Annotated in this window: 16 protein-coding genes and 1 pseudogene; 11 read left to right on the plus strand and 6 right to left on the minus strand. The window is 59.8% G+C overall.

Translation table 11 applies throughout. The features are described from left to right. Positions 1–46: 46 nt before the first annotated feature. The 3 genes and pseudogenes from FKV68_RS26360 to FKV68_RS33900 all read left to right on the plus strand — a co-directional run. Positions 47–574, plus strand: coding sequence for a DUF4142 domain-containing protein (locus FKV68_RS26360; protein ID WP_180943468.1), 528 nt, complete (start codon positions 47–49; stop codon positions 572–574). Positions 575–816: 242 nt separating this feature from the next. Then, positions 817–1,800, plus strand: coding sequence for a sensor histidine kinase (locus FKV68_RS26365; RefSeq protein WP_180943469.1), 984 nt, complete (start codon positions 817–819; stop codon positions 1,798–1,800). An 803-nt stretch (positions 1,801–2,603) separates the two neighbouring features. Further along, positions 2,604–2,738, plus strand: a pseudogene (locus FKV68_RS33900) (IS30 family transposase); the annotation flags it as partial. Here the strand turns inward: FKV68_RS33900 and FKV68_RS26370 are convergent. Further along, entirely contained in the window at positions 2,738–3,139 is a 402-nt protein-coding gene (locus FKV68_RS26370; RefSeq protein WP_180943470.1) for a hypothetical protein, read from the minus strand. The pseudogene FKV68_RS33900 and the gene FKV68_RS26370 sit on opposite strands and share 1 nt — an antisense overlap. 992 nt (positions 3,140–4,131) lie before the next feature. Here FKV68_RS26370 and FKV68_RS26375 point away from each other — a divergent pair. Continuing rightward, positions 4,132–4,338 carry a hypothetical protein gene (locus tag FKV68_RS26375; protein ID WP_180943471.1) on the plus strand — a complete coding sequence of 69 codons (207 nt, stop codon included), beginning with the start codon at positions 4,132–4,134 and terminating at the stop codon, positions 4,336–4,338. A gap of 443 nt (positions 4,339–4,781) precedes the next feature. On the opposite strand, the gene FKV68_RS26380 is transcribed toward FKV68_RS26375, so the two are convergent. Next, on the minus strand, positions 4,782–4,955 hold the full coding sequence (locus tag FKV68_RS26380) for a DUF3606 domain-containing protein (protein WP_180943472.1): 174 nt from the start codon (positions 4,953–4,955) through the stop codon (positions 4,782–4,784). Between the two features lie 104 nt (positions 4,956–5,059). On the opposite strand from FKV68_RS26380, the gene FKV68_RS26385 reads away from it, so the two are divergent. Then, complete coding sequence (locus FKV68_RS26385; protein WP_180943473.1) at positions 5,060–5,299, plus strand: hypothetical protein; 240 nt, start codon at positions 5,060–5,062, stop codon at positions 5,297–5,299. 49 nt (positions 5,300–5,348) lie between these two features. On the opposite strand, the gene FKV68_RS26390 is transcribed toward FKV68_RS26385, so the two are convergent. Further along, positions 5,349–5,633: a hypothetical protein gene (locus FKV68_RS26390; RefSeq protein WP_180943474.1), complete on the minus strand. Its 285-nt coding sequence runs from the start codon at positions 5,631–5,633 to the stop codon at positions 5,349–5,351. 504 nt (positions 5,634–6,137) lie between these two features. Here FKV68_RS26390 and coxB point away from each other — a divergent pair. Genes coxB through FKV68_RS26415 form a run of 5 tightly spaced genes read left to right on the plus strand, consistent with a single transcriptional unit; the run spans position 6,138 to position 11,824 of the window. After that, a complete protein-coding gene (gene coxB / locus FKV68_RS26395) occupies positions 6,138–7,136 on the plus strand; it encodes a cytochrome c oxidase subunit II (protein WP_246452758.1) in 999 nt (332 codons plus the stop codon). Then, positions 7,133–9,655: a cytochrome c oxidase subunit I gene (gene ctaD, locus FKV68_RS26400; protein WP_180943475.1), complete on the plus strand. Its 2,523-nt coding sequence runs from the start codon at positions 7,133–7,135 to the stop codon at positions 9,653–9,655. Before coxB ends, ctaD begins: the two co-directional genes overlap by 4 nt. 2 nt (positions 9,656–9,657) lie before the next feature. Continuing rightward, a complete protein-coding gene (locus FKV68_RS26405) occupies positions 9,658–10,053 on the plus strand; it encodes a hypothetical protein (RefSeq protein ID WP_180943476.1) in 396 nt (131 codons plus the stop codon). Beyond that, a complete protein-coding gene (locus FKV68_RS26410; protein ID WP_180943477.1) occupies positions 10,050–10,694 on the plus strand; it encodes a cytochrome c oxidase assembly protein in 645 nt (214 codons plus the stop codon). Before FKV68_RS26405 ends, FKV68_RS26410 begins: the two co-directional genes overlap by 4 nt. Beyond that, entirely contained in the window at positions 10,694–11,824 is a 1,131-nt protein-coding gene (locus tag FKV68_RS26415; RefSeq protein ID WP_245181384.1) for a c-type cytochrome, read from the plus strand. Before FKV68_RS26410 ends, FKV68_RS26415 begins: the two co-directional genes overlap by 1 nt. Before the next feature lie 89 nt (positions 11,825–11,913). Here FKV68_RS26415 and FKV68_RS26420 read toward each other — a convergent pair whose 3' ends face one another. Then, on the minus strand, positions 11,914–12,354 hold the full coding sequence (locus tag FKV68_RS26420; protein WP_180943478.1) for a DUF2267 domain-containing protein: 441 nt from the start codon (positions 12,352–12,354) through the stop codon (positions 11,914–11,916). Positions 12,355–12,838: 484 nt separating this feature from the next. Here FKV68_RS26420 and FKV68_RS26425 point away from each other — a divergent pair, with 484 nt between their 5' ends. Next, positions 12,839–13,402, plus strand: coding sequence for a hypothetical protein (locus tag FKV68_RS26425; RefSeq protein WP_180943479.1), 564 nt, complete (start codon positions 12,839–12,841; stop codon positions 13,400–13,402). Between the two features lie 89 nt (positions 13,403–13,491). Here FKV68_RS26425 and FKV68_RS26430 read toward each other — a convergent pair whose 3' ends face one another. Then, positions 13,492–14,661 carry a zinc-dependent alcohol dehydrogenase gene (locus tag FKV68_RS26430; RefSeq protein WP_180943480.1) on the minus strand — a complete coding sequence of 390 codons (1,170 nt, stop codon included), beginning with the start codon at positions 14,659–14,661 and terminating at the stop codon, positions 13,492–13,494. Next, on the minus strand, positions 14,658–15,647 hold the full coding sequence (locus FKV68_RS26435; RefSeq protein ID WP_180943481.1) for an SDR family oxidoreductase: 990 nt from the start codon (positions 15,645–15,647) through the stop codon (positions 14,658–14,660). The genes FKV68_RS26430 and FKV68_RS26435 overlap by 4 nt, the downstream gene beginning before the upstream one ends. Positions 15,648–15,885: the final 238 nt, after the last annotated feature.

Consider the following 15,885-nt stretch of genomic DNA (forward strand, 5'->3'; position numbering starts at 1 on the left):
AGTTCGATTCTCCTTTGTTCGAACGGCTGCATGAAGGAGAAAGACGATGCGAGAGATTGCTTTGATGGCCGCCGTGATGATGGTGGCAACATCTGCCCTGGCGCAGTCAGCGGCGGAGAAGTCGGGTGTAAATACCTTGGTCGGAGTGCCCCCCAAAACGGAGGACTTCGTGAAGGAAGTCTCCATGAGTGACATGTTCGAACTCGAGTCCAGCAAAGTCGCCGTTGAGCGAACCGACGGTGCGACAAAGGCATTCGCCCAGCAGATGATCCAGGATCATCAGAAAACGACCGCCGAACTCAAGGCACTCATCGATGGCGGAAAGGTCAAAGCTGCGCCGGCCACGGCCATGTCTGAGGATAACCAAGAAACGCTCAACGAACTCAAAGGGCTCCAAGGTGCGGAGTTCAACGAGCAATACCGTGAAGACCAGGTTGAGGCGCATGAGGATGCTGTGGATGTCTTCAAACGCTACGCCGAAGAAGGGGATAACCCCGATCTTAAGGCCTGGGCGGCGAAGACGCTTCCCGCCCTCGAGCATCACCTTCAGACAGCGCGCGACCTGGCCAAGTAACCTCGTCGCCGTTAAGGCGCGGCCGCGTCATCCTTGCGCCGCGTAGGCGGCGCATTGCCATGGCGGCGACCCCGTGTACCAGGTGCGCACTGTTTCAAGAGATCTGGACTGCGGGCTGCACTAGCTTCAAGGCGGCCTGCCCTCGGGAGCAGCGTATGGTCGGCCTCCCAATAACGACCCTCCTTCAAATTTCTTCAGCCAGGGGATATCCTTTGCTGGGATTGGGCTTGAGGGGAAAACAAGTGAACGAAGCGTCTGGCTTCCGACTGACCAAGCGGCTTGTCTCCCGTTTGCCCCAGGGGCCCGTTTCCTTTTCGCACGCTTTCGCGGTTGCGGCGCTAGCCGTGGCCATCGCCAGCCTGATTCGCTACCTTATCAATCCTCTCGTTACAGGCGTGCCTTTCATCACCATGTTTCCGGCGGTGATGGCCGCCTCTATGTTCGGCGGCGCGTACGGTGGTCTGATGACCGCTGTCCTGGGAGGAGCAATCGCCGCCTATGTTTGGCTGCCGCCACAGAACTCTTTTGCACTCACGGCGCAGTCCTGGATGGTATTGGCAACCTTCTTCCTCGCCAGCATACTGATTATCGCGGTGGCCCAGCTCGTGCATCTTCTCATCCGAGCATTGAGACAGGCCGAAAGTCGATCAGAACTGATCGCCGGGGAGATGAAGCACCGCGTCAGCAATCTTCTTCAGATGACCAATGCACTGGCAAGGCAGACCTTCAAGGACGTTGACCATAGCCAACGGCGGGTGTTCAGCCAGCGCCTCAATTCGATGTCGGCCGTTTTGCGAATGTCGGATCCAGTTTCCAAGCGAGACCTGAAGGGCGTTTTACAGGCCGTGCTCGGCCCCATATCTGAACGGTTTGCAATGCGCGGGCCGGAAGTGGACGTGTCGCCGGAGCTGGCGATCAAGCTGGCGCTTCTCTTCAACGAACTAGCCACGAATGCAACGAAATACGGTGCGTTGTCGGCGGACAAGGGTCGTGTGCACATAGAGTGGCGGCGGGACGAGAATACCCTCTACCTGCAGTGGAAGGAAACCGGTGGACCACCCGTCGAACCGCCACGGACACGTGGTTTCGGCAGCCAATTGATAGAGGCTATCCTGAATGCCGACGAAGGTGAATCGATCATGGATTTCGCACCCGCCGGACTCATCTGCTCCGTTCGTATTCTCCTGGTTGTCGCTGGGCCTAAAGTCTTCGGCAACATGCATTGAACCCATTAGCTTCCCGCATCGGACCAAGCCTGCGTGGGACTAAAGTGCGTGGGTAAGCCGTTTCTATCGTGGCAATATCGGTGTCGGTTACGCACGGAGGCATCGTGAGGGACAGAGCCACCGGCGACATCGCGAAACCCCAAAAGGGGGCAGGTTCGCTGGAGATCTATCGAAGGCGAGCTGTCCTTACGGCCGGATTATCCGTGTCGGTCCACTCCAGTGCCGCAATGGCGGAGCCGAACAGGAGAGCAGGTATAGCCAGAGCTCCCATGAACCTGAGCACTTGGAGCCGACGTGTGCGCTTTCCATCCCAATCGTAAGCCATCTGCTACGCCCTCAAAAGCTACCCGGAAACAGTACGTGAGGATAGAACCAGAGAAAGACTTTTCGGTCGAGTCTATTTTCAAGTATTACTTTTGAACCAATTTACCGCGAGTATTTATATTGCGCATCCAAGGGCGAGCGCAGAAAACTATAAGTAGAGGTAGCCAAGTATTCGAATCATGACGATCGCCTTGGCCGTGACGGCTGGCGGGATCTCCAGAAGGCGGCGCCCCGCGGCATACTCGCCTCGGGTCGAACCTGCTCCAACGTATACGGATCGCCACTATCATCAAATTTGGGGACAATGAAAACAGGGCGCCGTTCATATCAAGTGATACCTGAGGGTCTTTCACACGCCTTGCCCGACGGCGTCCGGTCGCCGCTTCAGCCCGGAACTCGACATTCTTCACCGTGCTGACACTGTCGCCGAACGCAAGTAGTTCGGGCCTAGGGAGCGCGAGCCCATTCAGTTTCGCAAGAAGTTCGGCACGGCCGACATGACGTCACTGGTCAAGCGGGTTACCTGCCTCGCGGTTTTCCTGCGTAAAAACGACCGGAAATCGAAGCCGCCTCATGCTGCTCGACGCTCCATCACATTCGACCGTGGCACCGATCACTTTTCCCCGATCACGTCCTTGATTTCCGCCAGCTTCTTCATGCAGCCCTGCTCATCACCGGCTTTGGCCATTTTCCGGGCTTCTGTCGCGAGCTGGCTTGGTTTATCGGCAGTTTGACCGGTCCGTTTCCCGGTTACTTGCTCCTGATGGGGTGAGGTTGCTTTCGTCTGGGCGCCCGTTGACCCCGTTATTTCAGTTCCAGCGCCCTTCTTCTGTTTGCCGGGCATGACTTCTTCCTGGTGCTCCGTAACGGGCGCGCCGGATCCGCTGCCAGCCGCCCCGGTTTCTGCCGAGACGATGGCTGCGTCGAGTTTATCGAGTTCTTGACGGCAGTCCGCAAATGCCGGCGCAGACAGGAGAAGCGGGAGGGCAGTAAGTGCTGTGAGACGTATTGACATTGTACTCTTCGCTCGACTGTTGGGGATGCAATGCATCTGATTACGCTGTGGAGCAAACCGTGCTGAGCGCGAAGAGTTCCGCTATATCGTTCGAGGTGAAATTTCGCGCGTTGTGGCAAGGGGTGCAGCCGCATCGCGACATGACCAATCGACCCAACCCCGACGACCTAAATCTTCCCCGGCAAGCCGGGCCCAGTCGTCCACAACAGCGTCGATCGCGAGCGCGAGCTGGTCAATTTCACCTAGTCTCTCCGCGGGTCCCACGCCTCTGTAGCGGATTCGATCTATGGGACTTTAGCCCGACACAGGTCGGGCAAAGGTCCTATGCAGTTTCAAGAGCGGAACGATGCACTGAAAATATCGTTTGAAGATCGGTCGCTTTTGTTAGCGATCCTCACGGAGGCTGCCGGTTCGACGAGGGCCGGCAACTAGCGATGTCGGCCCCTCCAATTCCGGCTGGCATCGCTCTTTCCCGGCCGCGATGTTCGCCCGTCGTGCCCGCCCGGAACCCCGCATGAAAAGCACTCGGAACCCTGCGGACCGAGAAAAAGCAAAAGGCCCGGCGACCGACGGCCTGCCGAGCCCGGGTTACGTTGCTTGGGACATTGGGCCGCTGGGACTCGCTCTCTGGCTCGAGGCGATGTCACTGGTGGCTCTGGTCCCTCGCGATGCCTCCTAGTAACCGAACCCGATATTGTCACAATAGCAAGGGGTTACCCACGGACTTTAGTCCGACGTAGATGGGCAAAGGTCCCACGGAGCGGAACCGTGCATCGTGCATAACGTCAATTGCTTGCGTCTCTCGGCCGGCCCTGGCTTCCATTCCGCGAAAATGATGCATTTCATATCGCCAGCGTGAAAAGCCAGCCCACTTTGCTTTTTTAATAGCGAAGCCTCTCGGTGAGGTGCACAATTCTAGCATCGGTGGCAAGTGACACGGGCGCCACTGGCTGGGAGATATGCGCTTTCGCCCCAATCAAGGAAGACGCGCAATGTATCCTTCCCGCGACTTTCATTCCGATCTTTTCCAGCCTGGGGAAATCGAACTGCTTCAGTGCATTTTCAATGCCGCGCTGGAAGCAAACGAGATCAAATGCAATAGCCCCGAAGCTGAAGCGCTCGCAAAGAGGCTCTTCTCGCTCTACCAGGCGGGCGTCAGGGACGCGACCGAGCTGAGCGACCGTTTGAAAGCGGCTTGATCGCGAACACGCAAATTGCCCTCGTCGGCAGGAACGCGATCGAGGAACATCTTCACGATATACCGTCAAGTGGATTTGCCGCGGGCGACCAATGCCGCCACAGGAACGCGGCGCTGCGCGTTCGACATCGGGCGCCGAGCTCGCAAAATCAGCGTTCGGAGATAGATAGGCGATTCAATTGATAGCAACTCAGTCTAGGCGTGCCGGCAACTCCAACCGTGGACCTAAGTCCCAAGGAGGTGCGCTAAAGGTCCTATTGCCGTTGACGAGCACTCTCATCGCACCAGTTTGCACTGTGAGCGCCTACCCAAGAATGCCCGCCAGTGGCCGCTGTAGGCGCGCGAGGTCCCGAGGAGGTGCCCCCGATAGTTCCCCTTCTGGGCCGGGCGGCGCGGGACCTCGCAACCGTTCCGTCAGTTGGGATGCGGGGAAACCCCGCCGCCCTATTTGCGCTCCAGATACTCCAGGACCTTTTCCCGGCTCGGCCCCGCTTCGCGGATCGCCTCCAGCGCCTTCTGCCGGGTCACCTTCGCCGTTTTGACGATGTAGGCGACCTCATGCTCCTGGGTGGATGCCAACTTTCGATCGCGGGCTTGCTTCTTTGGATCGTCTGCCATTCCTTCCTCCATTTTGATTCATGAAGAGTAGGAGCCGTTTAAGCTCAGGCAAGACCCGGGGAACAGTTAGGGCGGTGAGATGTTTGGCCTACAAGGAGATCACCATGGCTGATGCCGACAAGATGAAGAGACTGATAGAGGATTGCCGGAAAGATATCGCCGCCTACCTGCCGCCGGATAGTGCCCTCGCGCCCGAAGAGCTGCTCAACAGACTTCTCTGCCGTCTGGACGGCCGACAGGCGAAGGAGGCCCTGTGCGACGATTGGCAAGGTTGGTGTCCTGCTGATGGAGAAGGCGATGGCGACGTGGACCGTGCTGGGCAGAGCGCGCCAGAGATCGCCTGACTTCTTGGGGACTAGGCCGATAGCGAAAGATTGCCGGACGGTCCGCCGGTCATTTGTCCCGCCGACCGGGTGGGTCCGGATGGTCAATTGTCCCGCGCTCAGCCGGTTGCTGCACGAAACCCGCTCTTTCTCCGATCAATCGGTCGCGGTCGGCCAAGTGGGATTCGTATAATGCTTCGAAGGTTGCAAGAAGTTCACCCGCCAAGGATGTATCGTGTCCGTCCCGCTCGAGCTCGTCGAGAATCGTGCGTTGTTTCTTCAAGTGGCGGATCGCATCAGTCACGTGGCGTTCTGCCTGCGCGAGATGCTGCTCAATGACGGCGCGTTCATCCATGGCTCAAGATCTCGAAGGCGTCCGTTAGCGCGAAACATCCGCCAGACCGCAACAACTATCGCGCTTGAAACCTCATCCAGCAAGACTTTTTCGAAGGTTCGAGAAGACGCAGTGCAGTGCACGAGAAGTTAGAGGTGCAATGCGCTCATCGTCGTAGCCTCCTGGATCGGCGATCAGCGCCTAGGATCATTGTTGATCGTCCTAGCGGATCTTGATCATCCCTGCGTTCGCCATACCTGCTCATCACAGCGAATAGCGGAACGCGCTACATGGTTTTCAGGGGCTGGCGAACCTATCAGAAATATCGACGGCGCAGACGGCGCCTGTCACGACGCGTCGGGAAGAAAACGAAGGCTTGATGGGGCGGATCCCATGACAGGATGCCGGAGCGTGTAAGCCCAGGCGTCCCGTAGACCCCTTCGGGCTCTGAGGCGAGCACCGGAACTTTGGACGCAATCAGCGGTTCCTCCGGATTGGTTTATGCGCTGAAAGACGGACATCGCCGTGATTTTTGGTTGCCATCCTCAGCAGCGCCGCTCTGCGTTTGCGCGTTTTGCGACGGGCTCGCCGCTTTTCTGCTGCGGATGCGCCGGCCGTCAATCTGCGCTCGACGCCGCCGGATCGGAAGCGGATGCTACTTCATTTCTATTCTGGGTCCTGGTTATCACCGGTGCGCTCATATGGCTCGCGCTTGCCGGCCTGCTTGTCTACGCGATACGCAATCGACGTCGCACCTGGAGCGAGGATGCCGCTGGAAGGCTCATCCTGTGGGCAGGACCGGTTTTTTCCTCCACGGTCCTGTTCGGGCTGCTGACATACACATTGTGGTTGATGCCGGGTTTGCGCCCGCCGACGGACAGCGCCTTACGCGTCGAAGTAATCGGTACTCAGTTTTGGTGGCGCGTCGTTTATCGGAAGTCGGCGAGGCCGCCGGTTACATCAGCCAACGAGATCAGGCTACCGGTGGGCGAGCGTGTCGAGTTCGTTCTGCGCAGCGACGATGTCGTCCACTCGTTCTGGATACCGTCGCTTGGCGGAAAGATGGACATGATACCGGGGCGCACCAACACACTCTCCCTCCTGGCGGAGAGGGCGGGTAGCTATGGCGGCGCCTGCGCGGAGTTCTGCGGGACGTCGCATGCGCTGATGGCCTTTTCGGCAGTGGCGATGATGCCGGATGACTTCGAACGTTGGCTGGACACCCAGTCAAGGCCCGCCCCGGGTGCGCCGGGCCCCGGCCGGGATCTTTTCATGAGACATGGTTGCGGAAGCTGCCATCGGATCGACGGCACCGAGGCACGCGGTCTCCTCGGCCCGGATCTGTCCCACATCGGGGGGAGGGAGACCGTTGGGGCGGGTATCCTCCCCAACACCGAGGAGACGATCGCTCGCTTCGTCGCGGAGCCCGCCGCACTCAAGCCGGGAACCCGAATGCCGTCTTTTTCCATGTTGCCACCAGAGGAGATCCGGGCCATCGCCACTTATCTCAAGGGGCTCAAATGAGTGTTCAGCCTGATACCAACGCACAAAAGATCCTCCAGGCGCAGGAGGAGCGATTGCGCGCGGTTTGGGCCAATCCGAGCGGCTGGCGTTACTGGACTTCGGTCAACAACTTCCAGGTTGGACTATGGTACTCGGCGGCGGCGTTCGCGTTCATGCTGTTTGCTGGCGTTCTGGCACTGTTGGTGCGTCTGCAACTGGCAATCCCGCGGAACGATCTGCTTTCGGCAGATTTCTACAACCAGGCCTTCACACTCCACGGAACGGTGATGATGTTCCTCTTCGCCGTGCCGATCTTCGAGGCGGCGGCGATCTTCCTGCTGCCGCCGATGCTCGGCGCAAGAGACCTGCCCTTTCCGCGGCTCGGTGCATTCGGCTTCTGGAGCTTCCTGATCGGCGGCGTCTTCGTGTGCGGCTCCATCTTTTTCGACGCGGCACCGTCTTCGGGATGGTTCATGTACCCGCCGCTCGCCACCGACCCAGAATTGTCTGGCGTGGGCGCCGACATCTGGCTGCTTGGCCTCTCGTTCATCGAGATCGCCTCGATAGCCGCCGCGGTCGAGATCATCGTCGGCATCATGAAATGCCGTGCCCCCGGCATGCGCATCAATTTGATGCCGCTGTTTGCCTGGTACCTGCTGATCGTCGCGGGAATGATCCTGTTCGCCTTTCCGCCGCTGATCGCCGGAGACATCCTGTTCGAAATGCAGCGAATGTTCGACTGGCCGTTCTTCGATCCTGAGCGCGGAGGTGATCCGCTTCTATGGCAACACCTGTTCTGGATATTCGGCCATCCGGAGGTCTATATAATTTTCCTGCCGGCGATCGCGCTGATGGCCATGATCGTGCCGACGTTTTCGCAGCGCCCGATCGTCGGATACTCCTGGATCGTTCTCGCCGCCGTCGGCACCGGCTTCCTGTCCTTCGGCTTGTGGGTCCACCACATGTTCGCAACTGGGCTGCCACAGATCTCGCTGGCGTTCTTCTCGGCAGCATCGGAAGCGGTGGCCATTCCGACCGGCGTGCAGATTTTCGTCTTCATCGCAACCATGCTTGCCGGCCGCGTCATCTTCTCGGTTCCGATGTTATTCGGCACCGGTGGAATCGCCATCTTTGTCATCGGCGGCTTTACAGGCGTCATGGTGGCGCTCGCACCCTTCGACTGGCAGGCGCACGACACATATTTTGTCGTCGCGCATCTCCATTACGTGCTGATCGGCGGCATGCTGTTCCCGGTCACAGCCGGGATCTACTATTACTATCCTCTCATAGACGCGAAGCACCTTTCGGATCTACTCGGACGCATAGCCTTCTGGCTGATGTTTTTTGGCTTCAACCTTGCGTTCTTTCCAATGCACCTCACGGGCCTGCGCGGCATGCCTCGCAGGGTGTTCACCTATCAAGCGGAACTCGGCTGGGATTGGCTGAACCTGATCTCCACCGCAGGCGCTTTCGTCTTTGCCTCCGGCGTGCTGCTCGTCGTCTTCGACGTCGTACGTCCCAAGCATCGTTATCGACGTGGTGAGCTGAACCCGTGGAACGCCGGCACGCTCGAATGGATTTCGGAACCAGAGGAGAACTGGGGTGTCCGCTCCATTCCCGTGATCACCAGCCGTTATCCCCTGTGGGACCAGAAAACCTTAGCGCGCGACATCAGCGAAGGCCGCGGCTACCTCCCAGACGCAGAGGAGGGCCAGCGGGAGGGCCTAGTCACCTCCGTGCTCGATGCCAGGCCCCTGCAAGTCCTGCGCGTCGGTGGGACGTCCTACCTTACAATCATCTCGGCTGCATCGCTCGGCGCAGCCTTCATTTCCCTCACCTTTCATTGGTGGATCGCTTCCGTTGCGGCTGCGATCATCGCCTTCACAGCCATCATCTGGTGGCTTTGGACCGGAACGGCCGGGATCCCGGAAAAGCCCGAGAAGGACATCGGCCTCGATCTCACATTGCCTGTTTACTCTTCAGGCCCGGCGTCGGTCGGCTGGTGGGCAATGTTTATCACCATGGTTGGTGATAGCACGGCATTTGCAAGCCTCGTTTTTGGATACTTTTTCTACTGGACGGTCCACCCGGATTTCACCGGCGGCATCGCTGGTCCGGGGGCCTTCTGGCCACTGCTCGCGCTGGCGCTCTTCGCAGCGGCATGGGGGTTGGTTGTTCTGGCGCGACGGTACAACGCCGTGGGTTATGTGCTCATCATGCGGCTTTGTCTTACAGCGTCCTTCGCCCTCACCTGCGCCGCAAGCGTCGCTGCTCTCGCGGGGCCCTGGGCGCACGTCATGCAGCCGACCACACACGTCTATCCTGCCATTGTCTGGATCCTGGTCATATGGGTGCTCGCTCATGCAGCGGTCGGCGCAGTCATGCAAATCTATTGCCTTGCGCGGAGTTTCGCAGGGAGCCTGACGCGCCAATACGATGCGGATCTCAGCAACGTCGTGCTCTTCTGGCATTTCTTCGTGATTACGGCCGCACTCACCTTTCCGGTGCTTGCGCTCTTTCCGCAAGCCGGGTGGAGATAGCCATGCGCACGAGACTCCCACAGCCCCGTCCGAGCGGCCCGGAGTCCCTCTGGACGCTTTTCACCGCTCCGGTCGTCTGGGGCGGTCACTTCCTGATCTGTTACCTGAGCGTGGCGATCTATTGCGCCAAACGGGAGAAATTCTCGATCGGCTTCGATGCCGTCCGCATCGGCGTAGGTATTGCGACGGCATTCGCGCTCGTCGCTATCCTGGTGTCCGCCTGGCTTGCCTGGCGGCAGTGGGGCTTCGGCGCCCATGACCCTCCGCACGATGAGCCGACGCGCCATGACCGCACGCTTTTCCAGGGTTTCGCCACGTTGTTGCTTTCCGGCCTGAGTTTCATTGCCGTGATCTTCGTCGCACTGCCGATATTGTTCGTGACGGAGTGTTGGCGATGAGGCGTATTACACTGCTGTCAGGCGTGATGCTGCTGGCCCTGATCGCGGGCGGCTCTCTTCTGCCTGGTTCGCAAGGATCATTTGCTGGCCATATGCTGGCGCATATGGGCATCGTCGCGATGGCGGCGCCGCTGCTGGCGGTGGGGTTGAGCGAGCGTAGGATTCACCGATCCGTCGCGGCCCTTCTGTTTGCGCCGGCAACGCCCCTGATCGCCTCATTGGTGGAATTGGTTGTCGTCTGGACATGGCATACGCCGATCTTGCGTGCATTCGCCCGGACGAATGTCATCGCGCTCTTGCTTGAGCAGGCAACCTTTCTTGCCGCCGGCCTTTTCCTGTGGCTCACCTCGGTGGGCCAGTGTGGCGGAAGGGAGCGAGCGACACCGCCCACCGGGGTCTTCGCACTTCTTCTTACCTCCGTACACATGACCTTGATGGGCGTGCTGCTCGCGCTCAGCCCGCGACCGCTCTACGGAACGGGCTTTGTGGTCTGCTTCGGCGCCCCCATCAGCCCCCAGCAGGACCAGGTGCTCGGTGGAATCATCATGCTCGCCACCGGCGCGGTCGTTTATCTCGCGGGTGGCTTGGTGCTTCTCGCTCGCCTGCTGGCGCCGGACAACCAGAGGAAAGCTGAAGGCTGATGCATGTCGATTGGAAACACCTGGCTCTTGCTCTTGCGATCCTTCCGTTCGCGGTGATTTTCGCGGCCTGGATCGGTTTCTTCAATGTCGGCGCATCGAGTGGCCATTGGAAGGTCACCGACTGGTTCCTGCATTTCGCAATGCGCTCAGCAGTCAGGACCTATGCTCTGGCCGTCGAAGTCCCTTCAGAACTTCCCAACTACGCAGTCCAGACGGCGGCGGGCCATTTTCCGCGCGGTTGTGCCATTTGCCACGGCGCACCGGGAGAGCCCCGCTCGCCTGCCGTCTTGCGCATGCTGCCGCAACCACCGGATCTCGCCGAGCGGGTCAATAGCTGGAGCGATGCCGAACTCTTTCGCATCGTCAAACATGGCGTGCGGTTTACGGGAATGCCGGCCTGGCCCAGCCAAAAGCGCGACGATGAGGTCTGGGCGATGGTCGCATTCCTGCGTCGGCTGCCGGCGCTCGGCGCCGAGGCCTATCGCGACCTCGCCTACGGCCCGGTGGGCTCACTCGTTGACCGGCCTGCGACCTTTGAACAGGCTGTCGCGGATTGCACGCGATGCCATGGCGCTGATGGCAGGGGCCGCAGTACGGCCACGCCGGTCATTGCAGGTCAAAAGGAATCCTATCTTCTCCAAAGTCTCGCAGCCTACGCCGCCGACCGCCGACCGAGCGGCGTCATGGGCGTCGTCGCAAAGGCCGTCGGTCGTCGCTATTGGCAAGACCTCGCCGCCCACTTCGCGGCATTGCCTCCACCACAGGGAAGAGCAGGCGCCGCGACGGTGCTTATCGAAGCAGGCAAGAAACTTGCGACCGAAGGAAACCCATCGAGGCGTATTCCCGCTTGCCTTGTCTGCCACGCAAGCCGGGATCGCAATCCGGCATTCCCGTCGCTGATCGGTCAGCCCGGTCCCTATGTCGAGCAACAACTCCGCCTATTTCGCGACGGACAGCGTGGGGACAGCGGATATGGCCGCGTGATGCGGGAGGTAGCGAGGCCGCTTTCCGACAACGACATCGCAGCGCTTGCCGCATACTTTGCGACTGCTGACTTGCGGCCGACACGTCCGATCGCCTCAGCGAGAGACGATGAGGTGTATCGATCACGCGGCGCTGGCGATCGTTGAAGTATGTACGGCCACGCAGAATCTGGTCGTCGGCTTCCGATTTCGGGGCCATTCCGCTTGTCGTCCGCCACTATGGCCAGAACACTTATTCAGTGTCTGGAAAGCGGATCCGGCCATAAGGCACGGATGTCTTGGGGCAAGCTTTCGCGCACCTTCGCGATCTGACCAGGATCAAGGTAATGCGACAGCACGGCGAAAACCGTCTGTACCGCATCTTTCGCGTCGACCGGCCGAGTGAAGGCGAGTTCCTCCTTCACCTGGTCGAGGAATTCATCCAGGGAATGCAGCTGCGCCGGCTGCTTGGACGGCTGATACTGCTCGTAATAGGCGCCGCGCACCAGCAGGGGCAATTGGGCGGCAAGATGGGCGGACAGGTCTGTCGGCAGGCGGTCTCGGATCGTATGCAAGACTGCACCAAGGATATGCCACGCGGCTTGGCGATCTGGTCCTTGCTGTTTCATGATGTCATCCAACCATGTGTTGGTGACCTGGAGTGTCTTGTCGAAGGTAGCGACACCAGAAGGGCTCATGATCTCTTCCTCCTATGTTTCACGAGGGTCGAACCGCCGTTGCTTTTGATTGTTCCGCAGCCGACTACGACGAATCGGGAACATTGTCGGGCGGCAAAGGGTTCCGAGACTCCGGCTCACGGAGCGAGGAAACTGCCATATGGACGTAGGCACGGAATTCAAGAAGACATTTTATAAGAATGCGCCCGCATTCTTGACGCGGAACATTCCTATACACCGTGGTCATACGGCAGGATCACACGGTGGAACAACCGCGCGGCCGGGAACGGCCGTTTTCCCGGATATGGTCTAATCCGGATGTTCGGGCGTCATCATATCCAGATAGCGCTGCGCCGGCCGACCGAACTCAACCTTCTGTGTCATTCCGCGGAGGAAGCTTTTGCAGCCTTGCGAACGGCGCAGCTGACCCAGCCACGGTCATGAGATCTGCCGCCCGGAACCTTCCGGTGTTGCGTCAGTTGGTGCCTTTACACGGAGGTAGATCATGCCCGAACGGAAATTCTCCAAACACGTCAAGGACTGGCCCGAGGAGTCTCGCGAGGCGGCCCAGCTTGTTATCGATCAGTACGGCGAACCCCATGAGGCGACGGACAGCCAGCTGGTGTGGTATCGGCCTGGTCCCTGGAAGCGGATCGTCGCATCGAAGATATTCTACGATCACAACTTTCCCGCTCCTCACAATGACTCGGTAGAGTCGGTCATCGACTACCGGGTTCCACCGGAGAAATTTTCCGAGCTTGCGGCGTTCGACGGTAGCGTGATCGTTGAACGCACGGCCGGTGAAGTCTCGGCGCGCTGCCACGACGAACAGGCGAACCTCCTGGCGCTCAATCTGATGCATGACATTGTGACCGGCGCGAAAAGCGTGGAGCAGGCGCGCGCCTACTACGCCAAGGAGTTTGGCGACTATCGTCGCAGGAAGCCGACGCCGTACATGGAGAAGCTGCGCTTCAGTCCGCAGGGACGCGAGGCTGCCGATCCTGACGAACGTGTCCTGACGGAGGACGATCTCGCCAAGGCCGAACGCGAAGGCGAGCTGCACGACTAGTGTCGAGACTTGGCTAACCCGCGTACTCAAGCGCTACCGGGCCGTCGGCGGTGTCTGGTGGCCGAAGGCGACATTTTGACGGCCGCAAATCACGGCCTCAGGACGACCTTCACGCACCCATCCTTCCTGTCAGCGAAGGTACTGTAGAGCACCGGCCCCTCGTCGAGGCTACCCCTATGAGTGATGACGAAAGAAGGATCGATCTCGCCCTTTGCGATCCGACCGAGGAGCGACGGCAGATACCGTTGCACCGGCGTCTGGCCCATACGCAACGTCAGTCCGCGGTTGATTGCTGATCCCATCGGTATTTTATCGAGGTATCCGCCATAGACACCGACAATCGAGACCGTTCCGAAGTTTCGGCAGCAATGGATCGCCTGCCGCAAGACATGCGGGCGATCGGTACCCATGTAGGTGGCCACTTTCACACGATCGACAAAGGAATCGAGGCTTGCCCGGCTATCTGCCTCCGTGCCGACCGCATCGATGCAGGCGTCCGCTCCCCGGCCATGGGTTAGCTCCATGACCCGTTCATAGATATCCTCCTGCATGAAATCGAGAGTCATCGCGCCGGCCGTTTCGGCGAGCCTTAGCCGCTCCGGAACCGTGTCCACCGCAATCACTCGTTCGGCTCCGAGCAGGAAGGCCGAGCGGATCGCCATCTGGCCGACGGGGCCGCAGCCCCAGATTGCAATCGTGTCGGCCGGTTTGATCTCGCAGAACTCGGCGGCCATGTAGCCGGTCGGGAAAATGTCGGAAAGAAACAGCACCTGCTCGTCTGTAAGCTCATCCGGAACCTTGATCGGCCCCACATCCGCGTAGGGCACGCGAAGATACTCAGCCTGTCCACCACTGTAACCGCCGAGGAGGTGCGAATAGCCGAACAGCCCGGCAGGCGAATTGCCCCATAGCTTCTTTGCCTTTTCCCGATCGGGATTGGTTCGTTCGCAACCCGAATAGAAGCCGCGCTGACAGAAAAAGCACTCGCCGCAGGCAATGGTGAAAGGGACGACGACACGGTCGCCGATGCTTAATCCGGTCGCCCTCTTGCCCACCTCGACCACCTCGCCCATCGTTTCATGGCCAAGGACGTCGCCCCCCTCCATCGAAGGGATGAGGCCGTTGAAAATATGGACGTCGGAGCCGCAGATCGCACAGGCGTTGACCTTGATGATGACATCGCGATCGTCCTCGATCTTCGGATCGGGCACGCTCTCGCATCGGATGTCGCCCTTGCCGTGCCAGGTCAAAGCCTTCATCTCAGGACTCCTCTGTAGGAAACGCGTGATTTTCCGGTGATCAGGACGGCGACTGCCAATCCGAAGACTGCCACGGCCGCCACCGTTGCGACAGGAATCCTGCGGGATGATCGCAGACCTCCGTCAATGCCACCAGCTACGGCCGGCGCTCTGAACAAGTTGCCGTTGCTGTTCTCCGTCTGCGGCGCCTGGCTCAAATAATGCGACGTAAGCCGCGCCAGCAGCCGCGTCGTGATGTTCGGTGCGAGAAAGTGCGCAAACCGGGCCAGTTCCGCGACGATGCCCACCGTGGTCGAGGTGCGCGGACGTTCCGCGAGACGGACAATGGCGCGAGCGGCGCGACGCGCGTTGTAGACGGGTGGCGGAACGTTGAGTTTGCGGCCGGTGTAATTCGCCCCGTGGGCTACACCCGGAGTGTCCATGAATGTCGGATAGACATCGCAAATATGGATGTCTGGTTCATCGGCGAGTTCGGCGCGAAGCGCTTCGGAGAAACCTCTGAGACCAAACTTGCTGGCGCTGTAGGCTGTCGCGAAGGGGGTTGATGCAAAGCCACCAAGAGAAATCATATTGATGAAGGTGCCGTGGCGCTGCTTCAGAAAGATCGGAATGACGGCATGTGCATCGTTGATGTGGCCGATCAGGTTGGTGCGAATGACCTGCTCATGGGCGGCAATCGGCGTATCAACGAAGCGGCCAACCGCGCCGACGCCGACGTTGCTGAACCAGACATCGATTTTGCCGAAGCTCGTTGCCTTTTCTGCCAGCTCCCTGACGGCGTCCGCATCCGTCACGTCGGTCGGTACGACCAAAACCTCGGTCCCCAATTCACGGCAGGTCTTCGCCACACGCTGAAGCGCGGAGGCATCGCGCGCGGCCAGGACAAGTTTCGAACCGCGTCGCGCGAACGCCTCGGCCGTGGCCTGTCCCACTCCGGACGAGGCGCCGGTGATGACCACCACCGCATCTCTCAAAGCTTGCTTCATGTCGCACCTCCATCTCCAACGACGTCCCGAACGAACCGGCAGAGGCTGAAGATGTTCCGGCGTCGCAGCGCGACGCTTGGCAGGGCTGTCAGGCGAGTACCGAGTTTGCAAAACGGCTTGGGATTTGCGCGCGCACGGTCAGCGGAGAAGAGCTTGTCCTGACTGGTTGACCGCATGAGGCCATCAAAGCGGGATGCTTTGTTCCGCCGCCGCAGGAACAAATCGCGGTGAAATGGCT

Origin of the sequence: Sinorhizobium mexicanum (assembly GCF_013488225.1) — a bacterium.
In the GTDB taxonomy this organism is placed as follows: Bacteria; Pseudomonadota; Alphaproteobacteria; order Rhizobiales; family Rhizobiaceae; genus Sinorhizobium; species Sinorhizobium mexicanum.

What these genes read in the sequence shown, in the direction of transcription:
- FKV68_RS26360 (WP_180943468.1), top strand. Translation starts at nt 47, where the DNA reads ATGCGAGAGATTGCTTTGATGGCCGCCGTGATGATGGTGGCAACATCT.
- FKV68_RS26370 (WP_180943470.1), bottom strand. Translation starts at nt 3,139, where the DNA reads ATGTCAATACGTCTCACAGCACTTACTGCCCTCCCGCTTCTCCTGTCT.
- FKV68_RS26375 (WP_180943471.1), top strand. Translation starts at nt 4,132, where the DNA reads ATGTATCCTTCCCGCGACTTTCATTCCGATCTTTTCCAGCCTGGGGAA.
- FKV68_RS26380 (WP_180943472.1), bottom strand. Translation starts at nt 4,955, where the DNA reads ATGGCAGACGATCCAAAGAAGCAAGCCCGCGATCGAAAGTTGGCATCC.
- FKV68_RS26385 (WP_180943473.1), top strand. Translation starts at nt 5,060, where the DNA reads ATGGCTGATGCCGACAAGATGAAGAGACTGATAGAGGATTGCCGGAAA.
- FKV68_RS26390 (WP_180943474.1), bottom strand. Translation starts at nt 5,633, where the DNA reads ATGGATGAACGCGCCGTCATTGAGCAGCATCTCGCGCAGGCAGAACGC.
- ctaD (WP_180943475.1), top strand. Translation starts at nt 7,133, where the DNA reads ATGAGTGTTCAGCCTGATACCAACGCACAAAAGATCCTCCAGGCGCAG.
- FKV68_RS26405 (WP_180943476.1), top strand. Translation starts at nt 9,658, where the DNA reads ATGCGCACGAGACTCCCACAGCCCCGTCCGAGCGGCCCGGAGTCCCTC.
- FKV68_RS26410 (WP_180943477.1), top strand. Translation starts at nt 10,050, where the DNA reads ATGAGGCGTATTACACTGCTGTCAGGCGTGATGCTGCTGGCCCTGATC.
- FKV68_RS26415 (WP_245181384.1), top strand. Translation starts at nt 10,694, where the DNA reads ATGCATGTCGATTGGAAACACCTGGCTCTTGCTCTTGCGATCCTTCCG.
- FKV68_RS26420 (WP_180943478.1), bottom strand. Translation starts at nt 12,354, where the DNA reads ATGAGCCCTTCTGGTGTCGCTACCTTCGACAAGACACTCCAGGTCACC.
- FKV68_RS26425 (WP_180943479.1), top strand. Translation starts at nt 12,839, where the DNA reads ATGCCCGAACGGAAATTCTCCAAACACGTCAAGGACTGGCCCGAGGAG.
- FKV68_RS26430 (WP_180943480.1), bottom strand. Translation starts at nt 14,661, where the DNA reads ATGAAGGCTTTGACCTGGCACGGCAAGGGCGACATCCGATGCGAGAGC.
- FKV68_RS26435 (WP_180943481.1), bottom strand. Translation starts at nt 15,647, where the DNA reads ATGAAGCAAGCTTTGAGAGATGCGGTGGTGGTCATCACCGGCGCCTCG.